Raw genomic sequence first — 26,784 nt, forward strand, 5'->3', positions numbered from 1 at the left:
TGGCTGCTTCAGTTGCATGTCGGGCATATCGCTGCAAACTGATCGCCCGAGTTCGGCCGTGGCTTCAACCCGATGCCCCCCCCCAAATGCTCGATGTAGAAGAAGGAGTGCTTCAGTGGATCAGCAGCGTCAGATCAGGATTTCTTGCCGAGCCCAGGTGATCCGCACAGGATCTCGCGCATGTTGACGGAACTTAGCTTTGATACACGGTGGAATCGCTCAATCTTGAGCCGCTCTTCAACCATGCGGATCTCATAGAGTAGCCGCGCCTGATTGGACTTGGGCGCAATCAGCTCCGCTTGCAAGCGCGCGAGTTTGGCTTTGAGCGTCATAACCGGACCACGAGGCTTCGGTTTGGCGAGCGCAGCCACCCTCTTCTTCGACTTTTGCTTCTTCACGGCGAGATCTCGATGATCGGGCGAGTAGGTTCCTCGATTGTACGCGAAGCCCCTGACGTGAAGCCAACGCCTGCCATGCACACCCGCACGCGAGCTTGCACGCCGAGCAGCAGCGTTGATTGGGAACGTGCAAGAGCGGGCTTGATCAGGGTAATCTGCTCGGCCGGGAACAGTTGGTCCCAGATCGCCTTGAGCCGGGTCATGGCCACCGTTCCTTTCGCCTCGTCCAGACTCGGGTCCTGCTGCACGGCCCGAGGAAGCAGATCCCCGAGCAGGCCCGGGAAGCGAAGGATCGCCCGCAACTGATCTAGCACGGCGGAATCAAACTCGGCTGCGCTCGTCATCGACCCGCCCTACAATAGGAAGTATTCCAACACAGCCAATGACAAGATGCGCGGCAAAAATCGCCCCATCCTGAACGACAACCTGGGCGATGGTTTCCACGCATTCCTGAATTCTGCGGGTCAGAACGTCTGACCGCGACCAAGGAAGCAGTTTATATCGCGATGAGTTCCATCGAGCTAGATACCCTGCAATCAGCATTCCGAAACGCTGGTGGTAGGTGGTCAACCTTCATTAGTTGGGCCAAGAACATATTCACTCTTGGTCGCGCGGACTATCAGCGCCAGTACGAGCCCGTCCTGTAAGGCGGGCGCGATGGTGCCGATTATTACTGGTGTGACGCCCGCGATGAGGGCGACGTCTGGCAGATCAAGAAGCCCCAGAAGAACGATCTGCATCCGACCACGAAGCCGGTCGAAGTGGTTGAGCGTGCCGTGCGAAACAGCAGCAAGATGAAAGACATGGTGCTCGATACGTTCGGAGGTTCCGGCCCGACGCTGATCGCCTGGGAAAATCCGGCCGACGGGCACCATTGATCGAACTAGATCCGAAGTGTGTCGATGCGATCGTGCGCCGCCGGCAGAACTGGAGCAGCAAACAAGCCGCCCGCAGCGCTGATGGGGTGGCATTCGACGATATCTCGGTTCAGGCTATGCGATAGACGGCCCACCTTTTAGGCCGTTATCATGCAGAGAAGTTAATTTAGTATATTCGCCACGCCACGGCCGCCACCATTGATCTGAACCGAGTTGCCGACTTGTTGAAAGAGGCTCGGGCCATCGCCATTGAGTATTACCGCTTGACGGGGAAACCACTGGGTATCACTGGGGAGGTTGGCGACTATGAAGCCGCACGATTACATGGTCTCGAACTCGCCGTAGCCCGAGAGGCAGGCTTCGACGCAGTTGACCGGAATGGACGGCGCCTTCAGATCAAGTCAAGATCCATCCCCAAAGCAAAGAAGCTGGCCGGCCAACGAATCGGTTCGATCGATCTCAACAAACCTTGGGACGCAGTGATCCTCGTTCAGATGGACGAGGAGTTCTCGCCGGTGGCCATCTACGAGGCCGATCGCGCAGCCATTGCCGATGGCTCTACAACGTCCCGGTAGCAAGGCAAGAAATGAGCGCGGCGCGCTCGCCATTTCGAAGTTCCGGTCCATCGGTCGGCAGGTCTGGCCTGGTCGAGGATATGACTAGTTCACCGTAGAGTGTTATTCGACAATCCGATAGCCCGTCCGCACCCTTCGACTTTTTCTGAAAGCACGGTCAGTCTGAGCTTCTTCTTAAAGGCGCCAGCAAAGGTGCCAAACACCGTGTGCGGCTGCCAGCCGGTGACCTTGCAGATCTGTGCGATCATAGCTCCCCCAGTCGCTTGAGCATGGCGATCTAGACGTCGCCGTATGTTCGATCAATCCGAGCTACAGCTAGTTCTATCGTTATCCGGCAAAAGGCCCGGCCCGCTATTTTCGGATGTGACCGGACTGTCAATCCGGTTTGGGGGACGGTTGTCAAAGCGCCCCAAAGGGCGCGCATTCGTCAAGCTGTCATAGCGCAGTTTGCGCGACACCGGATGTCGCGCAAACGCCGGGGCGGATGGCGAGGATCATCTCGGTGACGTTATGCTTCTAGCCCCTCGTCCGTTGAACCTCGCAGGGGACAATTGGCGGAGCGTGGGGCAGGGCTCGGGGCAGAGGGCCCTACTCTTGACGAGGCGTAACGCCGTAAACCAGCTAAGCAGGAAGGCGCAGCGGCGTCGCTATGAACGCCGAAAAACAAAGGAAACATCCCATGACGATGCAGGCCATGCCAATCCAGAAGAACGGTTCTTGTCCGTCCGGCTACCACTCGGACGGCAACATGTGCATACCGAACGCCAACGCCAAGCCGGCCATGCCGAAAAATGGCTCGTGCCCGTCGGGTTGGCACAGCGATGGCAACTATTGCGTGGCTAACAGCGCGAACCCGAAAAACGTCTTACCCAAGAGTGGATCTTGCCCTTCGGGTTACCACTCGGACGGCAACTACTGCGTCCAGAACTGAGCAAACGCCCATCGCGCCTCATCGGGGATCTCTGACCGCGCACGGCGGCGCGTGGAGAGGTTACGGGGGGCGCAAAGAATCAGGCACCGATGTCACCTGGTGCTGCTGAAGACTCTGATCTTGAGCATGTTTTCTGCGGTCGCCGGGGCAACCTGTCGACCGCTTTTATTAGGCTATATAAGCGACGCGCTCAGAACCGCCGATCGCTGCGGTTAAATAGTCGACAAAACGCCCATGGGCGGCCATCGCCGTTAAGTGACATCGAGTCGCAAGAGTTTAGCGGGGTTCTGTTGTTATCCGGTCCAAAGGTCAATTTATCGCTTCTGCGCTTCGGACTTGACCGAATCGACATACGCGCCAACTGCCGCAGTTCCAGCCACAGCGGCAACAAAAACAATCGCGAAGGCAGTCAAATGTTGCAGAGGGGAATAATTGCTAAACATGGTTCCTCCTGTTCGAGGTCTGATAAAGCAGCATCAGTATGCTGTTTCTTCAAGATAAACACCTCGTAGGACAAATCATGTCCGAGCGTCACGATGCGCCCCGTACTTCGTAAATCGCGCCTAAAGCCTTTGCTTCTTCCGCCAGCTCGGCCCGCAGGCTCGCCGGCTGCAATACCTCGACGTTCGGCCCGAACGCCCTCAGCCACCACCTCAGTCGCTGACTCAACAGCACCGTGCCGCGCACTTCAAGCGCGTCGCCATCTTGGACAGCCTGCTGGTCCTCCGACAGCGGCGCTTCGAGCAGATGGTTTCCCGCTCCGTTTCTGAAACGCAGCCTCACGTCAATTTCTCCCTCGACCATGAAGTCGAACTGACGCTGCTCCCGCACGTACTGCGATAGCCTGAACCCGCGCGGGTAGGCAAAGGACTCAGGCAACATGGTCGCGCGAGCAAGACGGTCGAGCCTGTAAATCGCCGGATTGGGATGGCGCGGCATCGCTGCCACGAGATAGACCAACCCGCCGACTTCCACCAATCCGAGTGGGTAGACGATCTTCGCTTCGGCATTGTCACTCTTCGAGCGGGGCTGGTAGACGATCTCCAGCTTTTGATCGCTAAAAAGTGCTTGTGAAACCGTTGCGAAGATGTTGGGATCGACCTCGGGATATTGCAGTGCAAAGCCGCCAGTTTCGACCTCGATCTTGTCGATCCATTTACGGTAGCGTCGCTCATGCTCGCTGTTGGCAGTCGCCAGACGCTTGCCCGCCACATCGAACAATGGCGAAAGCGTTTCGGCCACCAGCGTCGGGATCCGCCACGTTGAAAAACGACGCAACGTCTGCAGGGCCAGCGCCTCGTCGTGCGTCATCATGCCGGCCGCCTTTGCGGCAAGGCCGCTTGCTCCGGCAACCTTGCGCCAATACTTGGCTCTCCCACGCTGCTCCATGACAACAAGCGAATCTTTAAGCATCTCTTCGAGCCGTCGCTGCACGGTCTTCACAACCGGCGGATCCAGCAGCATGACGCTGACCTTGCGATGTACGTCGGGTGTGGAAATTGGCTCCTCGCCCTTGGCAGCATCGGGCAAGACTTGCATGATTTCTCGATCCAGCATGTCGGAGGTGGAATCAGGTTAAAAATGTTCAAGTCTGCCTTAACGGCACATTTCTGAAATTCTTTAACTCGCGACTTCACAACGCGTATGCCAGCGGTCGCCCCCCCCTGCGCGCTACCGCCGGAAACCACTTTCCATAACAAGACACAATTTGTCCCATCGGCCCTCTAACCTACACGATCAGGGAAAGACTCAGGGAGGCAGTTTGGAAAGCGAGAAACCTCTTACTCCGATTGCAGCGGCTCAACGAATCGTGCTGCGCGCAATGATCTTTGAACATTGTCCAGACGGCATTGTGATCACCGATGCCAGGGGATTCGTGATCGAATCCAACGCCTCATTCAAACGTATGACCGGATACTGTCCTGATGAAACCCAGGACAAAAACCTGCGCCGCCTGTGGGCTGGGCTTTTCGACCGGACGCTCTATCGGACAATCCGCAAGTCCATCGCTTCCACGGGCTGCTGGCAAGGTGAAATGCCTGAACTGCTCGTGTACGAGCGTGTGCATCGCTACCCACTGCGCATCAATGCAATTCGCGACGACCACGGGAATACAGTCGCCCTCATTTGGACGCTTATTGACGACACCCGTCTATCTGTCATGCGCCGTGAAATGGTTCGGCTTGCACACCACGATCCGCTCACGGGGCTACCAAATCGCCTGCTACTGATGTCGAGACTGGAAAACATGCTCGACCGCTATCGGAAAGACGTTACCGACGCGGTCTTGTTCGTTGACCTCGACGGATTCAAGCTGGTTAACGACACGTTCGGACATAAGACTGGCGACAAACTTTTACAGGCAGTCACAGCACGGCTCAACGCCCGCCTGCGGCACACCGATATGTTGGCTCGCCTCGGGGGAGACGAGTTTGTCATCGTCCTAGAACAGATCGCGCACGAGCAAGATGCTGCCATTGTTGCCGAGGACATCATCCATCAGATCCACACACCGTTCACACTTGCTGACGGTACCACCGTACGCATCGGTGCCAGCGTGGGAATCGCGATTTTGCAACAAGACGGAAAAAATGCAGATCAGCTTCTTGAGCAGGCCGACCGTGCACTTTATTCCGCCAAAAGGGCCGGCAAGGGAGCCTATAGATTCTTTGAGAGTCACCTGAACCGCACCGGGAATGAACTGCCCCCCGAGAGTTGGACGTTGAAGCGTTAGTTTTTTCCCGCTCGCATTCGATATTCCACGGGACTCAGTCCACCAAGTTTCGATTTGATGCGGTGCCGGTTGTAGTAGTCGATGTAGCCCTTCAGGCCTACCCGCAATGCGTTTCCACTTCGACTGATTCCCGTGTTGGTGGATTCAACCGGTCGATGCATCGCCTTCCGCTGCGGTGCAGCGTCAAGTATGTTGAATTGACCGGTTGAATCCGCAGGTGCAGACCGGACGCGCATCCCTCGGCGACAGCGAACTTCCGGTTCCAGCATCGACGAATATGAGAGTTCAAACCGTATCGGGCGCCTAGCCCACTCCGCGATGGCCCGGCGTACCGCTCGCCCTACCGCGATCCTGCAGCGCAGCTAGTTCCCTAACGGCATCCGCCGCGGCACCACAATTTGGATCTCGGGCACACCGTGCGAAGTTGGGCCAGTCCGCGCGTGAAAATGCGGGCCTTTACCCAACCACGGGTCCCGCGTGCGATCCGCACACCGATGGAGAACCTGCCTTATGGTCATCCTGCAACAACTGTCGCGTATCGTGGCTGACGAGATCAGGAGCGCACTGCCGGTCTACCTCCTGCCCTTGCTCATCGTGCGACGCGCCCTCCTCCGCGGGCGAGGCATTCCGGCCGGCCGGACTATCGAGCGCTGGCTGCGTTGTCACCGTAAGTGACCGCCAACAGGATACCTTGCGCGTCCCCAATCGATTGGGGCCTGTCCTCGCAGGCGGCACAGCATGCGCAAATGAAACTTCTGCCACGCCTCGGCCGCCTACCAATCGTGTAACAGACGCCAAGATGTCACGCCACTGCCGAAGCCAAGCTCTTGAGGAAAGTCCTCCCGAGGAATACCTGTTCCGCGCCAGTGCTATGAAGCCAGGGCTCAAGCCCCTCGGCAAAAGCATGTACTTATCGAAATAGATTGGCGCACCGGCCAGCAGCGGCCGTTTAGCTTGGAGTGATCTATTCCCGTCAATGACCAGACCCTACGCCATCCAGGCCAGATCTCGCCCGACGACACGCTACCGCCCGGCTCCTAGGTCTCACCTACGGCGCCATGCTGGCACCCGCCGCCGCGTTGGTGACGCCGCGCCCACCTTCAGCATCGGTTATCAGAAGAGTTCCGCCACACTGTTCCTAGCCAAACGCCGTGCAACCATTGATGCGCGTCTCAAGAAGCTGGGTGTCAACAAGGTGGATTGGGTGGCATTTCAGTTCGGATCGCCGATGCTCGAAGCGATTAGCGCAGGCGTGGTCGACATCGGCTCGGTCGGCGATACGCCGCCTATCTTCGCGCAGGTCGTCTATGCCGCAACGGCGCCTTCGCCAGCACACGCGTTACTGGTGCAGACATCCTCGCCGAACCGCTTGGCGACCGAACTGCGCGGTAAGCGCGTGGCTTTTAGCAAGGGATCGAGTGCTTACAGCACAACGCTGAGCGCGCTGAGCGTCGCCGGCTTGCGCTACACCGACATGCAGCCGGTCTATCTCGGCTCGACAGAAGCCTCGGCGGCTTTCGTCAGCGGCAACATCGACGCCTGGACGGTCTGCGGTTCCTACCACGCGCAGGCCGAAGCCAAATATCACGCACGGGTTCTCACAGACACCACGAGCGATCTGCGCCTCGCCAGCCATTCCATTTATATCGCCAAGCGCGAGTTCGCGAGCCGCTACGGCGAAACGCTTGCTGCCGCGCTCGATGAACTGAGCCAGCTCGAACGCTGGGCGGGGGAGCATCGCAACGACGTCGCTGCGCTCGCTGCCGAAGTCACCGGCCTTGACGTCAATGTAAAAAAACGTACCGGCATGCACATCTCGGCGTCAACCGCTTCACGTCGCAAGTGCTCGCGCAGCAGCGACAGTTCGCCAACGCCTTCTACGACCTCGAGCTGACTCCAAAGCCGATCATGGTCGCCGACATCGGCCGGAACTGGCCGTCAGCCTGACAGCCGTGACGGCGCGGTGCGAACTGACCACCCGCCTCCCTCCGCCCGCACGTTCCCGGCATTTGCGCGTGCCGTGTTGCTGACCACCAGCACCGGTGTCATGGACGATTCGCTGCGCGCCTTCGCCTGCGTGATGTTGCTATACGGCAACATGTCCTGCTTCAGCCGGACATTGCCGTCGATCACCGAACCCTCACCGACCGTCAAGCGGCTGAAAATCGTCGCTCCGGCGCAGATCATCACGTTGTCGTCGATGATCGGATGACGAGCCAGCCCGTTGCGCCGATAGCCAGGCGTCTGCACAGGAGGCTCAGAGGCAATTGATCTCCCCACAAACAATGACCTATCCCCCGCGAAATCGGCGCATGCACTATTTTTCCGGAGATTCCGTGCGGGGCGCTCCGATGCCTGCTATGTGTCAGAACCGAACACTCCCTCGTTCGCAAGCAACTGTTTCCGCGGAAATTTTCGATTCACGCATGATCAATTCTGGGATCCGTGGTGAAGTTGTGAATGGAACGGACCTGCGCATAGATGACACAGTCGAGAGCGCGGCTCGCATTCACGTCCGCAACCACACGAGCACCGGCTCGCTTCGCCGCGAGTCATCGATAACGGGTGGACGCATAACATCGCTTCAGAACATGCAGGTCACCACTACAGCGACTTCACCGCCCCACTGTGAGCGGAGCGCACACGGTTGCTCGCACCCGCAACCTATTGAGAAATCCTGAGTATCACTCCGGTGAGCACGGCATTTCTATCGCGCCCACAAATGTTTGCCGGCACTTGGCCAAGTTCAAAGCCTGATCAGTCCATAATGCCCTGACCAATGCGGTCGCAGTTGAGCCGAACCATGCCTTAAGCAATATCCTCGCCCCGTCCTATCGGAGTGGCGCTCAGGGGATCGGCTCCGAAATTCCTTCGCAGACACAAGCCCATGAACAGGAGGGAGCACCCGCGCCCTCTTTGCAAGGCTGTTCGGCTGAAACATCGAAAACGCACAATATCTCCTCGTCTTTCGTACGTCCATCTCCGAACGCAGAACGCACAATTCGAGAATGTGATGACCAGCGAGACGGCGGCGTACCGCCCGACGACCACATCCACAGCGAAAGACACTTAGCTCTCGTCCCAAGACTCCGAGAGCAAGCGGAACGTGAAAACACTTGATCAAGAGAGGAGAAATATCATGTCCAAAAAAATCCTGGTGGTTCATGTCGCCAGCCATGTCGGTAAGAGCGCTATCGTTGTATCCCTCCTCCACCCACGGATGAACTCGCCACGAGTATTCTCGGTTGATAAGCAAAACTTCGATGCTTCTGCTTATGGGATCGAGGTCGCCCGATTTGACGCCTCCGGGCTCACCAACATCATGGATACCATTGCGGCGGAACCTGGGGATCTGATTGTTGACGTCGGCTTCTTGCAGTTCAATGACATGATGAAAGAGTTCTCGAGGCTCCAAGGTGCGATCAACGACTTCGACATCGTCATCGTCCCGACGACCCCCGATAGGCGCGCCCAAGAGGAGACCATCACAACTGTGTTGACCCTGCTGAACGTGGGCCTGGAAACCGAAAAGCTCCGGATCATCTTCAACCGCATGAGGGGTGATCCCGAGGATGGCCTAGAGGACGAATTCGACCAGATTCTCGCATTCGGGCGCTCCAACGACGCCATTCCGATCTACGACGACCTCGTAATCAGAGAAAATGTCTTGCATTCCGATCTGCGAATCGCCCGCGTTTCGTTCCAGCAAATGATCTCTGATTGCACTGACTACAAGGCAGCAGTGACCGAAGCCGTCGCGAAAGATCCGAATAGTCCCAACACTCGTCGACTTATAAAGTTTCGCAACCTGCACCGCGCCGCAGTTAGTGCCAACGCCGAGTTGGACGCCGTGTTCTCTGCGCTCCTCCTCCCGCCTGACACTGACCGAACGGGAGCCTAGTCACGCTTCGGGGTCCGCGCGGCGAAGTCAACACCAAGTCCGTTCAGCAACTAGAATACGGACAGTGGGTTGAAGTTATGTCCAACTCTTGGGAGGCAGTTCAAAATCGGGGCGATTCATTTTTCAAACGCGCATTTGGTTTGCCCGGGAATTCCTTAGTTTTTCAGCTAACCGGTACGCATAGACCGATACGACCGTGACGCAATGTTGTGCCCCCCGCTTCACATACTTTTGGCCCATCCATCGTGATGGGCCTTTTTCCGTGGTGGCACGGCGGTCATGCTGTTTCCTTGATCGCTTCTCTCTCCTAGCCCTACAACGTCGTTCAGTCGTTCGACCAAAACGTACTCCCATCATCCGTGGGCATTGCTTATCTTCCTGAACGTGCCTGCGATGGCGCAGCAGGAAGCCTATATCCGCGGCGCCGACAGGTTGTTCGACGCGAAAGGAAAACTAGTCAACGACGGAATTGGTTGTTCAATCCAGCCCGTTCCACCACCGCAGAAAGTCGGCGTGCATCGCCGCACTGATGCCATGGCCGATTGGGTACAGGTTCAAGGTGTGGTTGACACCCAACTCATCCAGCCACGCGTGGCCACGGTGCGCCCATTCAACGGGGAGCTTGCTGTCGTGCTCGCCGTGGCCGACAAATCCCTGCAGCGAGCCCAAACGTTCACGGCTAGCCACCAGCGGGGCGATCTCGGGCAGGATTCGCCCCGACAATACTCCGAATCCTGACACCGACTCGGGCGAAGTAAGTGCCACGCCGGCACTCATGATGCCGCCCTGGCTGAAGCCTGCGATGCAGGTCTGTTGCAGCGCGATGCCATACGCGCGAGGCAACTCGGTCAACAGTTGGACCAGTGCTTGACGGCTGTGCTCGGCCTGCTCGGGCACAATGCGTGGCCCGGTCGACGTAAAAGTCACCTGAAACCACGCGAATTGTTGCGGCCCCAACGTCAACGGGCCGCGAGCCAGTACCACCAGGGTATCGGCGTCGACACCATTAGCTAAGCCAGCCATCGATGTCTCATTACTGCCGACACCATGCAACAGGACGAGGCAACGGCGCGGCGCGACTGGCAGCGGCTGCATCAAAGAGTAAGACAGGCCGGAAACCGAATCGGTCTGCAAAGGACCGATAGCCAGGGTAGTCATAGCAAAGGCTCTCCAAAAATCAAATTACTACATGGATAGTGGATTTGCCCCCGTATCACCATACACGGTCTCACACTTGAGTTGATAAGCGACTCCTGCGCCGGAACTCGCGAGGTGAGCGATATTTCAGCGCGCTGTGGGGATGATGCTCGTTGTAATACTCGAACGCGGCTGCCAGATTGCGCACAGCTGTCACGGCATCAGGCTTGGCCATGAAGGCCACGTAATCGCGCTTCATCGTCTTCACGAAACTTTCCGCCATGCCACTACTTTGCGGGCTGCACACGGGTGTGGCAAATGGTTTCAGACCGATATCCACAGCGAACCGGCGCGTCTCGTCGACCGTGTAACCCGAGCCGCTGTCGCTCAATCACTCGATTTCGGAAGGCGCATGCAAAGCACCGCCAAAGCGGTTTTCCACAGCAGCCAGCATCACGTCACGAACGATATCGCCGCTGTGGCCTGCTATGGTCGCGGCCCAGCTCATGGCCTCGCGGTCGCACCAGTCCAGCGCAAACGTCACACGCAGCGGCTGACCGTTGTCACATCGAAACTCGAAGCCGCCGGAGCACCAACGCTGATTGTTGCGAGCCACGTTCACCTTGTCGCCGTGCCGCCGCTGCAGACGTAGAGGCGTATGACGCAGCTCCATGAGCAATCCATATGTGCTCGTGGCGCGATAGATGCGCTTTGCATTCAAGACGATCATTCCAATGGACTATCGCTCATCGCGGAGCACACCGCAAACGCGACGATAGCCGTAGCTCGGCAAATCACCGATAACCCAGCGGATTGCATCGACCACAGGTGCATCATCGGTTTACCCGGGCTTCCGCCCATCCTGCCAGTCAGCGGAGCGTGCAAGTTGTGCCGAAACGTTCGAGCGCGACACACCGAAAACTTCGCAGACCAGTTTCACTGCGCGTCCCCCAGCAACCATGGTGCGTTATCCATTTTTTGTCCGGCCATATTCGACTGATTCACGAAGAATCTCGTTCTCCACGGTCGTTTTGCCGACCATTGCCGAGACTATCAACCTGAGTGTCATCCCGCATCTCAACGGTTCGGAAGACGTTGACTCGTCCTGTCTTCGCCTTGCGGACATTCTCACACTTATCGGCGGCGCTGCGGAATGCCCGACTTGAAGCCGTGGCGCACTCAATCTCTCCCTCCCGCGCGACCCCGGAGTCACCACCGAACAACGTGTGGCGATGACCTCGCTCCCGTGCCCTAAAAGCCGGCGTGAAGCATAGCTCACGACAACTTGCGTCTCTGGCGCACCGTGCGAACCTGTGTCCGTCCGCATCTGAAATTGCGGACCGTTACCCAACTACGGATTGCACCGACAACCCACACACAGATAGAGGCCCTGCCTTATGGTCACCCGACAATCACTGTGGCGCATCATGGTCGACGAGATTAGGAGCTCGCTGCCGGTCTACCTCCTGCCCCTACTTATCCTTTGCCGCGCCCTCCTCCGCGGGCGAGGTTTTCCGACGTGCCGAACGATCGCGCGCTGGCTACGCCGTCACGGTGGGTAACCCGACCACATGCCCTTGTCTGATCACCACGCTAGGATGGGCCATCGCTGCGGTCATGAGCAAATGAACCCGATAAAGGGCAGAAGGCGCCGCCACACCCGCAGCTGATGCAACCGACCGCCCGTCGAGCTCTCGGCTACCGAATCCCTTCCGGCTCCAGGGCCGGGCTACGAGATTCGGGGCGAGCTGCGTATCGAAACAGTCTTCGGTTTACTGGCTGCGACCGGATCAACACCAGGCGCGAGTCCGCTGGCAGTCATTGCAGCAGAGCCCGACGTTCCATCCAGCGCGGCGAAAAAAATCGATGACGCGAATGTCGCTCCTCATGCGCACGCGGAACGTTCGAAGCTGCAATGTCACTGCTCAACGGCCATCGGTGGTCGCAAAAAAACGGCTGTGTCAGGGTCGACCAACTTGACGAGAGTCCTTCTTCTGCCTTTAAAATCAACATTCGACAAGCGTCCGTGCACGACAATCGAGACGCGTAGACGCAACGGTCGAAGTGTCGGTTGAATCAACTCTGCGATGGACTGGCTGCGCGGTCGACAGTACCGAGCAACCTTTCGCTATCAGCGTTTGCGGAGCAATATCGGGCGAGAGTGGATAGTCTTGCCGCTATCCAGGATCAGGCTAAACGGGACTTCGCCAGAAGCCCATTGACCGAATTGAACAGGACAGGCCAGGCACACTGCTCATGGAAATACACAGGTGCATGCCACCCTGCCTGAGTCTGCAATGTCAAAGTGCCATTCAAGTGCCACTTTGCCACTTCGGGAGACCGAAACAAGGTCACCGCGCGCCCCAAGTGCCACTCAGGTGCCACTTTCACTCATCCCGGCGGCCACACCCATCGGATTGCCCCCTCGCCAGCGGGCGACACATCCCCCCTCAAGCGGGAACTCGACATTTCTCCCCTGCTTCGCGATGACGCGGCGTCGGATCAACACCACGATCATTTACGGCGAACAAAAAATCACGATGAAAAAGCTTGTCAAAATGACCTCGGGTGTTTTAATTTACACGCTCTCACTAGCCGCGCTGGCGGCATCGTAGTCGCACGATCAATCAAAATCGTTCCGGGTCTCCGTGCCCAAAAATGAACGGCTCTCGCTTTGACTTAATCTGAGCGTGGGTTATAGCGGCATTCCCATCACCAGAAAATCGTCCATGTGCTACTGCGCCGCGTGCGCCCGTAGTCCACATCGGTTCGCCCTGCCTGCGCCTGACAGGCACTTCCCGCCTTCAATCAAGATCCCACGCCAGACGGCGATTAACCGACATCTGGAAATCTATCCGTCCGCCTGCATCCCGGCGGACCGGCAATCTGCGTTCACGCCGGACGCAAATCTCACTCCGAAATCGCAAACACTCAGAGGCATTTAGTGGCCGCGCACTTGTCTCGACAGAAACCCTGCTTTATCGCGGCACGCCGCACCCCTGCGGGGGCACGCACGGCCATCGGGCCGAGATCTTTCAGCTTAGCTATACCGCTTCGCACGTCCGGATTCTGGCGCGCAAGGCAGGGCATCGCTCGCACACTTCGCTTGCATCGCCTCACACCTGCGGCAGGATTGGCATGACGTTCGTAATCCAACTCATTTTTCTCGAAAACCCTCTGTGGAGAATCTGCGCTATGCGTAACGAACCCCAGTTCAGTCAAGCCCCGGTCTGTGTCGGTATTGATGCCGGTTTCTACGGCACGAAGCTCTCGTTCCGGCGTGAGGGAAGTATCGTCAATGTGGGCTTTCCTTCCGTGGCGCCCTCCTTGCCAGACGGCCTCAGCACGACCCTCGAAGGCCTTTCGGCGAATGACTCGGCTCTGAAGATCAATGTCGGCGGTACCGTCTACCTGGTTGATACCAACGACGATGGTGAAGTCCGCGGAAGTGTCCTGCGCACCGAGAACGACGCCTTTCCGCTCACGAACGAGCATGCCGCACTGGTATACGCAGCCCTGGTACGTTCCGGTCACCGGCGCATCGATCAACTTGTGTTGGGGCTGCCCATGCACACCTATAAACGATATGCTGGAAAACTCATGGAGCGTTTCAGGACCTCTCACGATTTCGGGTACGGGGCCTTCACCATCAGTAACGTGGCAGTGCTGCCACAGCCCGTCGGAACCTTTACCTACGTGAGAACGATGCAGCCGGAATATCTGAAAGCAGATACGCCGAAGTGCATCATCGATGTCGGCTGGGGTACCAGTGACGTGTTTGTCAGCTCCGGGAAGCTCCAGATTGACCATAGCCGATGCGATGGCGTGCCCAGCGGAGGTGCAGCCGCAGTCGTGCGCGAAGTTTCTCTACTGCTGCGCAGTGAGCTCGGCGGGCGATTCACGAACCTTGATCTGATCGATCGAGCCATGCGTACCGGACAACCGTTGCAACACAACGGCGCGCCGATTGACCTGAGCGATTTTTTCAACCGCGTAGCACACATCACTGTCCCGGTAGCGCGCGCCATTCTGACGCGCCTGCGCACAGCAGAGGACCTCACTGTATTGGTCACAGGCGGCGGCGCCCGGTACTACCTTCCAGCCCTTCAGGAAACATTGGGCTGTCCGGTGACCGTGGTAGACGATCCGCGTTTCGCGAATGCCACGGGCTTTCTTTTTGCGGGCGAAGCAAATTGCCGAAAATGACTCCGCTAAAGGGCCACCACACGGTGTACAGCGACGAGCACCCCAACCTGTACGCGGTACTTGCTGCAGAACCATCGCCAAGAAGACGCGCACGCCTGCTCGTCTGGATGGCCGAGCGGGGATGCCAGCCCACATCGCAGGGGGCACTGTCGGTGCCCGGCGCGGTGCCCACTCCTCTCACAGGTCCGGTACCGCCCTCGGACACGGTAACAAAGGAGTCGCCGCTCGACGAAGACTTCTTCACGAGCATCCTTGGCGAATACATGCGGCCTGACCTGGATGATGTCACTGGAGAAGAGAGCTGAATCGGCGAACGTTCGTCGCACAAAAACGACACTTGTAGATGCCTGCGTCACCAAAGGAAAAATGCGGTAGGCTTATCCCAGCCGTTAGATCGGCATCGAGTAAAGATCTCTCCGCTTCCCGACAGTTCTACCTAATCGGATCTGGACACTTTGACTCCTGCCGCCGATTTCCTTTTCGTGAAGTTGGCGCATAGGTGCCTCAGAAATCAGCTTAAGCGGGACGCTGCGTCGGTCGTCGCCTCAGCGCAAATATTCCACGCATCTAAAGGGCATCTCACAAGCTTCTGACGAGCACGAGTCTCGTCCGATGGCGAAATTCACTCGTCCGCGCAGCCCCAAGTTGCCCCCAGCAAGGTCCTCGTCGGCCACCCACATCCTCCCTGGTCAGGAAGGTTCGGGATCCAATTGAAAAATGCACCCGACCCGTCGCTCCGCCGGAGCGACGGCAGCGTTCGCTGCACTTCCAACCTCTCTTGCTGGGAGAACGTATGCGCCCCCGACACTCGCGCCTGGATCACCCCGACATCGTCGCGTTCCTGCGGCGAACGGCCGTTTCTCGTCTGAAGACTAAAAATGAGACGAGCAGCAGCCTTCAGTGCATTGCCGACAAGATCGACCTCCAATGGGGACTACGTGTCCACAAGTCCACGCTAAGCCGCTTTCTCAAGCGGCTCGGCCTGTCCTTCGCATGGAGGACCGGCAAATGAAGAAAGCCATCCCGAGACCCGAACGCGACCTGGCAACGAGGCTGGTCTCGTCCCTTCTCATGCTGCGCACGAGCAGAGCAACGCTGAGGACGCTCGCGAACAACGCGATTGCTTCAGTCGGCACCGCTCGCAACGTAGTGCAATGTGTGACGGACTTTCTGACGTGGCGCACGGCTGCAGACATTAGCTTAATCGAGCCGGTCACACGTGCCGAACTCGAGGCATACCTCACTCACGAGAGCTTCCGCTGGCGCCAAAAGACAGTGGATCAGCACCGTCAAGCGCTCTCTCTGGTTTTCTGCGTGACGCTGATGGACGTGGGCGCTGGGATTGCCACGCATACTCGCGGTCGCGCGTACAGTGCGGCCGAAATGGAGCATATTGCCGTCAGACAGAGCGAGCACAACGCACTCGCCACCCGTATCGCCTTCCATTCTGGCCTGCGTGCCAGCGAGCTTATCGAGCTTCGGATTGCCGATGAGTTTCCGGCAGCGGATCGCCCGTGGCGCGGCGACCTGTTTCGCGGTCTCAACGATGGCGTCTTGTATGGAACAACCGGCAAGGGCGGACTCGCACGACGGGTCTGGATACCAGCCGACCTTCATGATCAGCTTCAGGCGAGACGACGCACCGCGCCCCGGTACGTCACGGATCGTGGCGTGGTGAGAAGCGCTTTCTTCGACATCGGGGGTGGTCTGGCCCTCAGCCAGTCATTTAGCGACGCCAGTCAACGGGCTCTCGGGTTTTCTCTCGGCTTCCACGGCCTTCGTCACGCATACGTGCAGAACCGGCTTGAAACACTGCTGTCGCTGGGCGTCGCGCCGATCGACGCGCTCGAGATCATCAGCCAGGAGGTCGGGCACCTGCGGCCCGACATTACCACTGCGTATCTTGTGGGGAGGTGCTGAGATGCGAACTTCTCCAATGCTCCCCACGGGACTGGGCGTGCGCCATCCGCGTGACGGCTCACCGGTCTATTTCGCCGTGACCGATGGACGCCGGCACGATCTGGGCGATGACCTCCGGATCGCACTCATACGCTGGGTCAGGTTACGTCACCAAACAGTGGCATCGTCACGCTGCACCACGGCTGATCTCCTTGCCCACGCAGGCACGACACCTTCCGTCCCTGTGGCAGCAACGCGCCACATCGCGGAGCTGGCCGTGCTCGCCCTGTTCTTCGTGGAGAACAACCTGCGGTGGCTCGACGAGTTGTCCAATCAGAGCGATTTCCTTGCGTGGTTCCAACGACACAATCGCCCGGCGCCCGCCGACTCCACAGTGCGTCTGCTACGCCGCGCATGGAGTGTAATGCGAGCCCAAAGCGCCATACACAACGAGTGTCCATGGCCCAGCCTTGACCTGCGCAAACCACGGCTGCAACTCGAGGCAGCAGATGTGATCGGCACGTTTGCCGCCAAACCACTGAAGCGCCTGCTGGACATCCTGCTGCACGACGCCGCACACGTGGCTGCCGTTCAGGTGCCTGACATGATCGTCAGCCACGAAGCAGGACTTATCGCGGCACTGGCGGCTGCCGTCCCACCTGCCATTCAGGCTCTGGTAGAGAGTGGTCGCACCGACCTCCGCCCCGCAGTCTATCAATTGAAGCTATCCGATCTGGGGCAGCTCGCTGCCTCCCCCGCTCTGGCGCTGGCCCGCCCCACGGGATGCCTGCGGTTTGAGCGTCGCGCGACCATGCTAAATGCCAAGCGGGCAACTCAGACAAATCCCGATCAGGGCAATGCGCTTGCGTTGCCTGATGCGTCCCTGATACTCGATCAGGAGCAGACATGAGCACACGACCAATGGGCGCTGAAGCTCAGGCACGGGTAACAGGCGATCGGCAAACGTCGATGCACAGAGAAGGGTTTGCGCGAATTCTGGTTCGTAACGGGCCCCTCCCCCGATCCGCGGCCAATGCGCGAATTCAAATTCGGCGGATCGCCGCAAGAAATGGGGATTCGAATAGGGATGCACGATTTCAGAGTCATCACAGCAGCGCACACCGCGCTGGCCAACGGTAGCGCGAGGCCCAAATGGTTCGCTTTGTGACTATTGCAAAATTTTGCGAGTTGACGGGATACACGCCTGCTGCTGTCTACACACGGAAGTGCAAGGGCATCTGGCCGGAAGGCTCGGTCTGGAAGTACGAACCTGGCACGAAGAAAATCATGATGGACATGGAGGGATACGAACGATGGCTAGAAAGGGGACAGGAGTCGACATCGTTTCGGACTCCAGCTATGAAATCACCTTCAATTACCAAGGACAGCGATGCCGGGAGCGGGTCAAAGCGAAGCCCTGTCCTGCCAACACTCGCAAGATAACTCAGTTCCGAGCAGCGATTCTGCATGCGATTGAGAAAGGCGAATTCGACTATGCAAAGTCCTTCCCCGATTCGCCGCGAGCGCGTCAGCTTGCCGAGAAGCCGGGCGATGTTCTAACAGTCGAGTCATATTTCGAGCAGTGGCTACGCCGCAAAAAAGCGGAAATTAAGGCGTCGACGTACAAAGGCTACGATCTCATCGTCAACAATTGGGTAATCCCGAAATTTGGCGACATGGCCCTGTCCGACTTGAAACGCGCCGCCATCCGCGATTGGCTCGCGACAATCGACGAGGCGCGCGATCACAAGGTGTCCAACAAGCGGCTGGCAAATATTCAAAGCTGCATGCGCTCTGCCCTCGGCGATGCTGCTGGCGACGAGATCATCGACGCGAATCCACTCGCTGGCTATACCTACGCGCGTGCCGAGAGACCAAAGGAGACAGCAGAGGATGAGATTGATCCGCTCTCACCGGACGAGCAGGCGGCCGTCCTCGATAAATTGGCCGGGACAAACCGGAACCTGATCCTGTTTGCACTCTGGACTGGCATGCGTACTTCCGAATACATCGCGCTGAACTGGTCGGACATTGACTTCGTCGGTGGATATGTCCGTGTACGTCGGGCCATTACGCGGGAGGCCAAGGGTGTTGCCGAGTTTCCGAAAACATCCGCCGGACGTCGCGACATCCGCCTACTTGGACCGGCAAGTGCCGCCCTCCAGGCGCAAAAGGCCCTTACGTTTCTCACCGAACAAGATGGCGCGATTTTCAAGAACCGCGCAGGTGAGCGGTTCGCAGGCTCACACCAGATTTGGCGGATCTGGCAATCGGCGCTCAAGCGGTCTGGTGTCCGATATCGCAACCCTTATCAGACCCGACACACGTACGCATCGATGATGCTCTCGGCGGGAGAGCATCCCATGTGGGTGGCAAAGCAGATGGGGCACTCAGACTGGACGATGATCGCAAGAATTTACGGGCGATGGATGCCAGCAGCTGACTTAGGCGCGGGAGATAAAGCGGTGAAAAAGTTCGGCAAAAATGCTGGCACGAATGCTGGCATTTTGGGAGAAAAACAGGCAAAAATCGGCTAGATTTCTGCCAACCCAAAAAACTAACCCAATGATTTTAAAGGAAATTCTGGTGCGAGGAAGGGGACTCGAACCCCTACACCCTTGCGGGCGTCAGGACCTAAACCTGGTGCGTCTACCAATTTCGCCATCCTCGCAGCCCGTGGGCGTCGGTCGCCCTGGTCAGGCACGACACCCCAGCATCGGGTTGACGGCATGCGTCCTGTCGGACATGAAAAAGGGCGACTCGTCGCCGCCCCGCTCGCATGCGTCAAAGCAGGCGAGAATTCTACACGAAGTGATATTCACCGGCAATCTCATGCCGCATCAACGCCGCCCCGCCCCGCCCTTCCCGCGCCAACGCCACCGGCACCGCCAACCCCTCAATGCTAGAATTCGCCCCAATTCATGGCATCTGCCCCACCGGCGCGCCCGCGCACCGGCACCCGGGCACCTGACCCAACCGATACCCCATTCGCATGCAACCCCACGAGACCGCCGACGATACTTCCGGCACCCCCGCCAGCCCCGCGCAGGCCAACGCATATTGCCGCCAGAAAGCCGGCCCTCCCGGCTCCGCCCTCTATTACGCACTACTCCAGCTACCGCCGTCCCAGCGCGACGCCGCTTACGCCGCCCACGCGTTCTGTCAGGAAATCGCCGATATCCACGCCGCCGTGCATGACCCCGGCGTCGCCCACGCAAAGCTCGACTGGTGGCGCCAGGAACTCGCGCGACTCTTCTCCGGCTCCCCAGCGCACCCCGTCTCCCGCGCGCTTGCCCCCGTCGTCCAACAGCGCGGGCTCGCCCACGCCACGTTCGAAGCCGTCCTGCATGGCGCGGAGATGGATCTCGCCCAGATGCGCTATCTCGACTTCGCAGGCCTCTCCCACTATTGCGACGCCGCCGGCGGTGCGCCCGCCGTACTCGCGGCCCATGTCTATGGCTTCGACGACCCGCAAACGCCCGCCAGCGCCCACGCGCTCGGCCACGCGATCACGCTCGGTCGACGTATCACCGACGCCGGCGTCGATGCCCGTGCCGGTTACGTCTACTTCCCCATCAACGAGCTACAGCAATTCGGTGTGACCGCCGCCGATCTCCAGAACGGCAAGTACTCCCCCGCGTTCGTCGAACTCATGAAGTTTCAGCACGCGCGCGCGCGCGTTGCCATCAGCGAGGCGGCAGCGGCCATGCCCGCACGGGATCGTCGCCAGCAAAGGCCGCTCCTCGCCCTCGCCGCGCTGCAATTGGCCCTGATGGACGAAGTCGCCGCCAGCGACTACCAAGTGCTGCATCAACGCATCGATCTCACCCCGCTGCGCAAATTCTGGCGTGCCTGGCGCGCACGCTGACGCACGCCGGCGGATATCCCTCCCCGGCTCACAACGTCGCGTCGCCCCCCCGGCAGCGGCACAGCGATACAGCGATATAGCGACAAAACGAATCAGTCACATAGCCACGCAGCCACTCAAGTCCGCCAACCTCTGCGCATCATGCCCGCAACACGTCCAGCGGCTTGAACGGGCCACCCAGCACCGGCTGCGGGTCAAGCCCCCACCAGCGCTGCAGCACCGTCGCATATACCTCGCGGAAATCGACGGCGAACGGCAGGTTGCCGTTGCCGTCGAGCCGGTCCAAACGCGGCACGTCGCCGTACAGCCCCCCTCGCACGCGACCGCCTGCGATGAAGTGCGGCGCCACCGTGCCGTGATCCGTCCCCTGACTCTGGTTCTGTCGCGCGCGCCGACCAAATTCCGCATACGTGACAATCATCGTCGACTCCCACCGGTTCAGCTCGATCAACCCGGCCCGCAACGCCATCATCCCCTGCGCCAACTGACGCAACAGATTCGCCTGTTGTCCCGGCTGATTCTGATGAGTATCAAACCCGGTAAGCGTCAAACGCACCACCGCTACCCCACGCCCCGCCTGCGGCACGCCCGCCGACGAATCGGCAGCCGCGACCACCTGCAGCGCCGTTTTCACCCCATTGCCGAACGCCCCCGCCGGCATCGGCGTGCGCAACACATACTGGCCCTGGCGCGGACGCAACCCGTTCGCCGCCCTGACAATATCGTTCTCCACCCGCAATACATGCGCCAGCGCAGGATTGCTCACCTGTACCGCATTCGCCGACACAAGATTGGACTCCCGCAGGAATTGCGCCGGATTGGTCAGCGTCACCGCACGCGCGCCGCCGCCCAACGGCCCTAGCTCGGCGCTGCCCACGATCACGCCATCGGCATCGAATCCTGCGGGCACTGCCCGTTGCGCGAAGGCGCGTGACAACCAGCCGTCGCGCAAATACTCGTCCGAACGCGACGCCGTATTCCATATCTCGATTGACCGGAAATGCGACAGGTTCGGCTGCGGATACCCCACCCCCTGCACGATCGCCAACTCGTTCGCCCGCCACATCGGCAACAACACCCCCATCGCCGGATGCAAACCGCTTCGCTCATCAAGTTGCACGACGTGATCGCGTGCAATCCCTATGCTGGGGCGCAAAGTGGCATAAAGCGGATCGGCATATGGAACGACTGTGTTCAACCCGTCGTTTCCGCCTTTGAGTTCGATAAGGATCAGCAGATTGCCGTAGTTACCGCCGGTGCCCGTCCGTGTCCCGGACAAGTTACGTGCAGCGCCCAACACGGGCATCGGCGCCAGCCACGCCGCACCAAGCCCCCCTGCAAAAGTCAGAAAATTGCGTCGACGCATCTCACACCTCTCTCGTCCCGCCACTCGTCACGCCACTCGGCCCACTTCCCAACCCTGCGGAGCGGTCGTTGAGTGACGCGCCTGCCCTACCCCGTGCTATCACGTCATCACTTCAACTGATACGCGGGGTCCATCAACAACCCCTGCAAGTAGGCCGTGCTGTTCACGCCGGCGGGTTGCAGCGCCGCAGGCTTGAGGGGCAGCACGGCCCGCTCCAACGCCTCGCGCGACGCCGCGTCTGGAACGTCGACCGGCTCCAGCGCGTAAGGTTGCAGCCAGCGCGACAGATCGAAGCGCACCCCCGCTACCGTTCTCGGCATCGATGGCACCGCTCCCAACGCCATGCGCTGTACACCCGTTCGCGCAGAGATCGACACGGTCGGCGACACCATCGACGCCCCTCCCGCATTCGCGTTCTCCATCGCGCGGAACATGCGCTCGACAAACTGTTTGCGCGCAAGCAACGTGGTGCTGTCAATCCACGCGTCGCCGCCCGGCCATCCCTTCACATTGGGAGGACGGAACAGGTCCTGCCCGAGAACACGCATCTGTCGCGCCAGCAGCAGCGGATCGTCGTAGCCGATGTCGAACTCGCGCACCGTATCGGTCACGAATTCAGCCGGCGATTTGACCAACGTCCCGCGGGTTCGGGCGTCCCAGAAGGCGGGGGTCAGCAACAACGCACGCAATGTCACGCGAATGTCGTAGCCGCTCGCGCGAAAGCGGTTCGCGATACGCGCCACCTGCACCGGATCCGGAGTCGGTGACACGAATTCGCGCCACAACTTGCCAGTGATGAACGTCGCCGTTTCCGGACGCGCCAGCAGGATGTCGAGCATCTGGTCGCCATCGAAGTCGCCGGTCTGGTTCAGCACCGTCTTCGTGCCCGCATCGTGAAGTTTGGGGCGCCAGACATACGTCATCGTCGCCCGATCGATGCCCCAGCCGGTGTAGGCGCGCGCCGCCTCGCGCACATCCTGCTCCGTGTAATGTCCTTCGCCGAGCGTAAACAACTCCATGACTTCACGCGCGAAGTTCTCGTTCGGCCGCCCCTTCCGACTGCCCGCGCCATCGAGATAAACCAGCATGGCCGGATCCTTCGACACGGCATGCAGCAGCGTCCCGAAGTTGCCGAGCGCGTTCGCGCGCAGCAAGACGTTCTGCCGATAAAGCATGACGGGCTCACGCACCTTGTCGTCGCTCGACACGAAGTGGTTGTGCCAGAACATCGTCATGCGTTCGGTGAGCGGTGACGGCGTCGTGGCCATCTCCTGTGCCCACCATGCCGCCAGCGACGCCGCCATACGGTTGCGTCGCTGGTTCAGCTCGCGACGCTGCTCGGCCGTCATGGACTTGACCGGCGCACCATACAGCGGCGGATCTTCAACCCAGGCGGGCGGCGGCGTCACTGCCATGCGGCGCGCTCGCGACAACAGAAGATCGACGGCTTGCGCACGCGTGCGTCCAACGAACGGGGCAAGTTCGCGCGCGTCAGGCGAGTAGCCGGTGCGCGTGAGCAAGTAGCGCGCGTCGTCGGCAGTGAGCGGGCGCGTCGCGCGATCGGCAAAGGCATCGGCAGCACCGGCGGCCCCGGTTGCGCGTGACGCCGTCGCACTCGCCGCATGCGCCGTGCCGGCAGGCCGCGTCGACAACGCGTGACCGACGAGCGGCCACGCCAGCCACAGGATGGCAAGCACACCAGACGTCAGCCGCCCAGGCATCCACGACATTGACGACGGCAGGCGACGCAGCATGGCGATCATCGCCCTGACACCGTTCGTCGCCTCAATGCCCTTTCGGCAGGCGCAAAAAAAGCCGGCGTCGACGCAGGCTGGCAAGTTTGGGGTGGGCTTCATGGGACGCTCGCGTCATCGTGACATCACTGGCGTTTTTGGGAAGCGTTTGGCGACGCTGCGGTGCCCTCTCGATCCATAAATCATCAGCCATGAGAGCGCGCGTCTTTATCGTTAGTGAGTGTACAACTCGCGCACGGCGTCCTGAATATGTTGCCGTAGCAGGCGCCGGTCTTCCGGCGACATATGACCATTGGGACGACGGCCCGGCGGCGCGGGGGGAAATTCGTCGTTGCGGCGCGCAGCACCGGAATCGTTCTGCGACGGCTCACGCTTCGTCGGATTGCGGGGCGACGGCGCAGGCCCGGCATGCTGCAGCCGCGGGGCGCTCACCCGATGCAACTGCGCACTGAAATGCGCGACAGGACGGGCATACGTCACGCCCAGGTGTCCCCAGAGCATGATTCCCCCGATCAGTAGCGTCCACTCAGCAGCCCATCTCATCTTGTGCGTATGTCCTTCATGCCGTGCGGCAGGTTTTCCCCCTGGCAGGGGTGCAAGTGTACCCACAGCCTATGGTCAGCGCGCAAGCTGTAGGGTAAATTGTGTAACCCTTTGTAACCCGCTTTGGCGGCCCCATCAGTTCGTAACATTTCGGGCTAAGATACGTGGCATGGAAAACAAAAACTCTCCCAAAATTCTGGTTGTCGACGACGATCCGCGACTGCGCGACCTGCTTCGTCGTTACCTCGGGGAACAGGGTTTCAATGTCTTCGTGGCGGAAAATGCAACAGCCATGAACAAGCTTTGGGTGCGCGAGCGTTTCGATCTGCTCGTGCTCGATCTGATGCTCCCCGGTGAAGACGGTCTGTCGATTTGTCGCCGCCTGCGTGGCGCCAACGACCGCACGCCGATCATCATGTTAACGGCCAAAGGCGAGGATGTCGACCGTATCGTCGGCCTCGAGATGGGCGCAGACGATTACCTGCCCAAGCCCTTCAATCCGCGCGAACTCGTCGCGCGTATTCACGCCGTGCTGCGCCGTCAGGCACCGCCCGAACTCCCCGGCGCGCCCAGCGAAACCATGGAAACGTTCGAGTTCGGCGACTTCTCCCTGAACCTCGCCACGCGCACGCTCACGAAGAACGGCCAGGAGATCGCGCTCACGACGGGCGAGTTCTCGGTGCTCAAGGTATTCGCGCGTCATCCGCGTCAGCCGCTGTCGCGCGAAAAGCTGATGGAGTTGGCACGCGGGCGCGAATACGAAGTGTTCGATCGCAGCCTCGACGTGCAAATCTCGCGTCTGCGCAAGCTGATCGAACCGGATCCGGGCAGCCCACGTTTTATCCAGACCGTGTGGGGCCTCGGCTACGTGTTCATTCCGGACGGCGGCGCGTGATCGTCCGCCATTGCGTCTCAAGCAGCAAAACAACGCCGGTCGCGACACGCTCGCCCACCGGCGTTGCGTCGCGTCTCACGCCGCATCCAACGGCGTACCGCGTCTCTCGTCCGGACACTCGCCATCCAGCACGTCGGGTCTGCAGACTCGCGCAAGTCACGCTTTAGACGGAGCAACCCCATGCATCCGATCCGGATGGTACGCGGGCTGTTCGGCGGTCTGTTCTGGCGTACCTTCTTCCTCATTGCACTGCTCATCGGCGTCAGCCTGGCCGCCTGGTACCAGAGCTTTCGCGTGATCGAGCGTGAGCCGCGCGCGCAACGTGTCGCGCAGCAGCTCGTATCGATCGTCAAGCTGACGCGCACCGCGCTGCTCTACTCGGAGCCCGATCTGCGTCGCGCCCTGCTTCAGGATCTCGAGAGCAACGAAGGGATTCGCGTGTACCCACGCGAGCCGGCTGACAAGATCGAGAAACAGCCGGGCGGCGTGGTCCAGGATCTGATCGTGCGCGACGTGCAGCGCCGGCTGGGGACAGACACCGTCATCGCTGCCTCGGTCAACGAGATTCCGGCCATGTGGATCAGCTTCAAGATCGATGAAGACGACTATTGGGTCGCCATCGAACAGGACCGGATCGACACGGCCACCGGCCTTCAACTCTTCAGTTGGGGAACGTTCGCGCTGGCCCTCTCGCTCATCGGCGCCGCGTTCATCACCGCGCTCGTCAACCGCCCCTTCGCCCGGCTTGCCCACGCAGCCCGCGCCATCGGCGAAGGACAACGCCCCGACCCGCTCCCCGAGCGCGGGATGGGCGAGGCCGCCGAGGCCAACCGCAGCTTCAATCAGATGGTGGAGGAACTCGAGCGCCTCGACGCCGACCGGGCGCTGATGCTCGCGGGCATCTCGCACGATCTGCGCACGCCGCTGGCACGGCTGCGACTGGAAACGGAGATGAGTCCGTCCGACGAATCGGTCAAGCGCGACATGATCAGCGACATCGAACAGATGGACGACATCATCGGCCGATTCCTCGATTACGCCCGGCCGGCATCGCGAACGATGCAGTCGCTCGATCTGTCGGACATCGTCCGCGATACGGCACTCGCCTTCGAGGGCCGCGAAGACCTGCACCTGAGCACCGAACTCGCCGACGCCGCCCCGGTACTTGCCGAACGCACCGACCTCAAGCGTCTGCTCACGAACCTGATCGAGAACGCGCGTAAATATGGCCGCGACGCCGACACCAATGTCGCCAACGTCCACATCACGACGCGCATTCTCGGCGAACGCGTTGAGATGCGCGTGCGCGACACCGGCCCGGGCATTCCCGAGGACCAACTCACTCTGGTTTTCCGCCCCTTCTATCGGGTGGACACCGCCCGCACGAAGGCAGACGGCACCGGCCTCGGCATGGCGATCGTTCAGCGCATCGCCACACGTTACAAAGGTCACGCCTCGCTGCACAATGTACGGCCGGGTCCAGGCCTTGAAATCACCGTGTCATTTCCGCTTGCTAAATAACGGTTTGCGGAATTTTGTCTATGCTCAAGGCTTGCCCGCCCAATGTTGAGCACGATCCTATCGACGGGATTTGTTTTAACTATCCCCAAAATAAAAATAAACTATTGTCGTCGATTATTCGATAGCGTATGATGTATGGGTTGATCGGGATCAGCAGATTTCGGTCAGTTGCTGGTTG

At 59.8% G+C, this 26,784-nt stretch carries 24 protein-coding genes, 1 tRNA gene and 3 pseudogenes; 16 read left to right on the top strand and 12 right to left on the bottom strand.

Features of this window, described 5'->3' with window-relative positions:
* Positions 1 to 134: 134 nt before the first annotated feature.
* Both PCE31106_RS19660 and PCE31106_RS24400 read right to left on the bottom strand, forming a co-directional pair.
* Entirely contained in the window at positions 135 to 398 is a 264-nt protein-coding gene (locus tag PCE31106_RS19660; protein WP_150564439.1) for a hypothetical protein, read from the bottom strand.
* Entirely contained in the window at positions 395 to 742 is a 348-nt protein-coding gene (locus tag PCE31106_RS24400) for a hypothetical protein (protein WP_254441202.1), read from the bottom strand. The genes PCE31106_RS19660 and PCE31106_RS24400 overlap by 4 nt, the downstream gene beginning before the upstream one ends.
* Position 743: 1 nt before the next feature.
* On the opposite strand from PCE31106_RS24400, the pseudogene PCE31106_RS19670 reads away from it, so the two are divergent.
* A pseudogene (locus tag PCE31106_RS19670) lies at positions 744 to 1,401 on the top strand (DNA-methyltransferase); the annotation flags it as partial.
* A gap of 96 nt (positions 1,402 to 1,497) precedes the next feature.
* Positions 1,498 to 1,851: a hypothetical protein gene (locus tag PCE31106_RS19675; protein ID WP_217425917.1), complete on the top strand. Its 354-nt coding sequence runs from the start codon at positions 1,498 to 1,500 to the stop codon at positions 1,849 to 1,851.
* Between the two features lie 89 nt (positions 1,852 to 1,940).
* Here PCE31106_RS19675 and PCE31106_RS19680 read toward each other — a convergent pair whose 3' ends face one another.
* Positions 1,941 to 2,144: a DUF3489 domain-containing protein gene (locus PCE31106_RS19680; RefSeq protein ID WP_437343836.1), complete on the bottom strand. Its 204-nt coding sequence runs from the start codon at positions 2,142 to 2,144 to the stop codon at positions 1,941 to 1,943.
* A 386-nt stretch (positions 2,145 to 2,530) separates the two neighbouring features.
* Between PCE31106_RS19680 and PCE31106_RS19685 the strand changes: the two genes are divergently transcribed.
* Positions 2,531 to 2,782 (top strand): hypothetical protein, encoded by a 252-nt coding sequence (locus PCE31106_RS19685; protein WP_150564441.1) that lies wholly within the window; start codon positions 2,531 to 2,533, stop codon positions 2,780 to 2,782.
* Positions 2,783 to 3,313: 531 nt separating this feature from the next.
* Here PCE31106_RS19685 and PCE31106_RS19690 read toward each other — a convergent pair.
* On the bottom strand, positions 3,314 to 4,321 hold the full coding sequence (locus tag PCE31106_RS19690) for a helix-turn-helix transcriptional regulator (RefSeq protein ID WP_254441203.1): 1,008 nt from the start codon (positions 4,319 to 4,321) through the stop codon (positions 3,314 to 3,316).
* A 223-nt stretch (positions 4,322 to 4,544) separates the two neighbouring features.
* On the opposite strand from PCE31106_RS19690, the gene PCE31106_RS19695 reads away from it, so the two are divergent.
* Entirely contained in the window at positions 4,545 to 5,516 is a 972-nt protein-coding gene (locus PCE31106_RS19695) for a diguanylate cyclase domain-containing protein (RefSeq protein ID WP_150564443.1), read from the top strand.
* Here the strand turns inward: PCE31106_RS19695 and PCE31106_RS24645 are convergent.
* Complete coding sequence (locus PCE31106_RS24645) at positions 5,513 to 5,785, bottom strand: IS3 family transposase (RefSeq protein WP_437343833.1); 273 nt, start codon at positions 5,783 to 5,785, stop codon at positions 5,513 to 5,515. The genes PCE31106_RS19695 and PCE31106_RS24645 overlap by 4 nt on opposite strands.
* A 241-nt stretch (positions 5,786 to 6,026) precedes the next feature.
* On the opposite strand from PCE31106_RS24645, the gene PCE31106_RS24055 reads away from it, so the two are divergent.
* Positions 6,027 to 6,191, top strand: coding sequence for a hypothetical protein (locus PCE31106_RS24055; protein WP_174975314.1), 165 nt, complete (start codon positions 6,027 to 6,029; stop codon positions 6,189 to 6,191).
* A 17-nt stretch (positions 6,192 to 6,208) separates the two neighbouring features.
* Here the strand turns inward: PCE31106_RS24055 and PCE31106_RS24405 are convergent.
* A pseudogene (locus PCE31106_RS24405) lies at positions 6,209 to 6,373 on the bottom strand (IS5/IS1182 family transposase); the annotation flags it as partial.
* A 119-nt stretch (positions 6,374 to 6,492) separates the two neighbouring features.
* Here PCE31106_RS24405 and PCE31106_RS19705 point away from each other — a divergent pair.
* The 3 genes from PCE31106_RS19705 (at position 6,493) to PCE31106_RS19710 (ending at position 9,417) form a co-directional block, all read left to right on the top strand.
* Positions 6,493 to 7,410, top strand: a complete 918-nt coding sequence (locus tag PCE31106_RS19705; protein WP_150564444.1) for an ABC transporter substrate-binding protein — start codon at positions 6,493 to 6,495, stop codon at positions 7,408 to 7,410.
* A gap of 153 nt (positions 7,411 to 7,563) precedes the next feature.
* Entirely contained in the window at positions 7,564 to 7,728 is a 165-nt protein-coding gene (locus PCE31106_RS24060) for a hypothetical protein (protein WP_174975317.1), read from the top strand.
* A gap of 927 nt (positions 7,729 to 8,655) precedes the next feature.
* Complete coding sequence (locus PCE31106_RS19710) at positions 8,656 to 9,417, top strand: hypothetical protein (protein ID WP_150564445.1); 762 nt, start codon at positions 8,656 to 8,658, stop codon at positions 9,415 to 9,417.
* A gap of 477 nt (positions 9,418 to 9,894) precedes the next feature.
* On the opposite strand, the gene PCE31106_RS19715 is transcribed toward PCE31106_RS19710, so the two are convergent.
* Both PCE31106_RS19715 and PCE31106_RS19720 read right to left on the bottom strand, forming a co-directional pair.
* Complete coding sequence (locus PCE31106_RS19715; RefSeq protein WP_150564446.1) at positions 9,895 to 10,575, bottom strand: alpha/beta hydrolase; 681 nt, start codon at positions 10,573 to 10,575, stop codon at positions 9,895 to 9,897.
* A 70-nt stretch (positions 10,576 to 10,645) separates the two neighbouring features.
* A pseudogene (locus tag PCE31106_RS19720) lies at positions 10,646 to 11,596 on the bottom strand (IS3 family transposase); the annotation flags it as partial.
* Between the two features lie 2,153 nt (positions 11,597 to 13,749).
* Here PCE31106_RS19720 and PCE31106_RS19725 point away from each other — a divergent pair.
* From PCE31106_RS19725 to PCE31106_RS19740, 4 genes are all read left to right on the top strand, one after another.
* On the top strand, positions 13,750 to 14,760 hold the full coding sequence (locus PCE31106_RS19725) for a ParM/StbA family protein (RefSeq protein WP_174975319.1): 1,011 nt from the start codon (positions 13,750 to 13,752) through the stop codon (positions 14,758 to 14,760).
* 1,008 nt (positions 14,761 to 15,768) lie between these two features.
* Positions 15,769 to 16,680 carry a site-specific integrase gene (locus PCE31106_RS19730; protein ID WP_150564448.1) on the top strand — a complete coding sequence of 304 codons (912 nt, stop codon included), beginning with the start codon at positions 15,769 to 15,771 and terminating at the stop codon, positions 16,678 to 16,680.
* A gap of 256 nt (positions 16,681 to 16,936) precedes the next feature.
* Positions 16,937 to 17,569: a hypothetical protein gene (locus PCE31106_RS19735; protein WP_150564449.1), complete on the top strand. Its 633-nt coding sequence runs from the start codon at positions 16,937 to 16,939 to the stop codon at positions 17,567 to 17,569.
* A 403-nt stretch (positions 17,570 to 17,972) separates the two neighbouring features.
* A complete protein-coding gene (locus PCE31106_RS19740; RefSeq protein ID WP_150564450.1) occupies positions 17,973 to 19,196 on the top strand; it encodes a site-specific integrase in 1,224 nt (407 codons plus the stop codon).
* A gap of 47 nt (positions 19,197 to 19,243) precedes the next feature.
* Here PCE31106_RS19740 and PCE31106_RS19745 read toward each other — a convergent pair.
* Positions 19,244 to 19,330, bottom strand: a tRNA-Leu gene (locus PCE31106_RS19745).
* 321 nt (positions 19,331 to 19,651) lie between these two features.
* On the opposite strand from PCE31106_RS19745, the gene PCE31106_RS19750 reads away from it, so the two are divergent.
* On the top strand, positions 19,652 to 20,527 hold the full coding sequence (locus tag PCE31106_RS19750) for a squalene/phytoene synthase family protein (RefSeq protein WP_150564451.1): 876 nt from the start codon (positions 19,652 to 19,654) through the stop codon (positions 20,525 to 20,527).
* A gap of 139 nt (positions 20,528 to 20,666) precedes the next feature.
* On the opposite strand, the gene PCE31106_RS19755 is transcribed toward PCE31106_RS19750, so the two are convergent.
* Together PCE31106_RS19755 and PCE31106_RS19760 are read right to left on the bottom strand one after the other, a co-directional pair.
* Positions 20,667 to 21,893, bottom strand: coding sequence for a DUF1501 domain-containing protein (locus tag PCE31106_RS19755; RefSeq protein ID WP_150564452.1), 1,227 nt, complete (start codon positions 21,891 to 21,893; stop codon positions 20,667 to 20,669).
* Between the two features lie 107 nt (positions 21,894 to 22,000).
* Positions 22,001 to 23,656 carry a DUF1800 domain-containing protein gene (locus PCE31106_RS19760; RefSeq protein ID WP_254441204.1) on the bottom strand — a complete coding sequence of 552 codons (1,656 nt, stop codon included), beginning with the start codon at positions 23,654 to 23,656 and terminating at the stop codon, positions 22,001 to 22,003.
* On the opposite strand from PCE31106_RS19760, the gene PCE31106_RS24065 reads away from it, so the two are divergent.
* Positions 23,646 to 23,828 (top strand): hypothetical protein, encoded by a 183-nt coding sequence (locus PCE31106_RS24065; protein ID WP_174975321.1) that lies wholly within the window; start codon positions 23,646 to 23,648, stop codon positions 23,826 to 23,828. The two genes, PCE31106_RS19760 and PCE31106_RS24065, sit on opposite strands and share 11 nt — an antisense overlap.
* Positions 23,829 to 23,860: 32 nt before the next feature.
* Here PCE31106_RS24065 and PCE31106_RS19765 read toward each other — a convergent pair whose 3' ends face one another.
* On the bottom strand, positions 23,861 to 24,190 hold the full coding sequence (locus tag PCE31106_RS19765; protein ID WP_254441205.1) for a hypothetical protein: 330 nt from the start codon (positions 24,188 to 24,190) through the stop codon (positions 23,861 to 23,863).
* Between the two features lie 169 nt (positions 24,191 to 24,359).
* Between PCE31106_RS19765 and ompR the strand changes: the two genes are divergently transcribed.
* Entirely contained in the window at positions 24,360 to 25,085 is a 726-nt protein-coding gene (ompR, locus tag PCE31106_RS19770) for an osmolarity response regulator transcription factor OmpR (RefSeq protein WP_017234082.1), read from the top strand.
* Positions 25,086 to 25,265: 180 nt separating this feature from the next.
* Positions 25,266 to 26,606, top strand: coding sequence for an ATP-binding protein (locus PCE31106_RS19775; RefSeq protein ID WP_150564454.1), 1,341 nt, complete (start codon positions 25,266 to 25,268; stop codon positions 26,604 to 26,606).
* Positions 26,607 to 26,784 lie beyond the last annotated feature (178 nt).

Source organism: Pandoraea cepalis (genome assembly GCF_902459665.1).
Lineage (GTDB): Bacteria > Pseudomonadota > Gammaproteobacteria > Burkholderiales > Burkholderiaceae > Pandoraea > Pandoraea cepalis.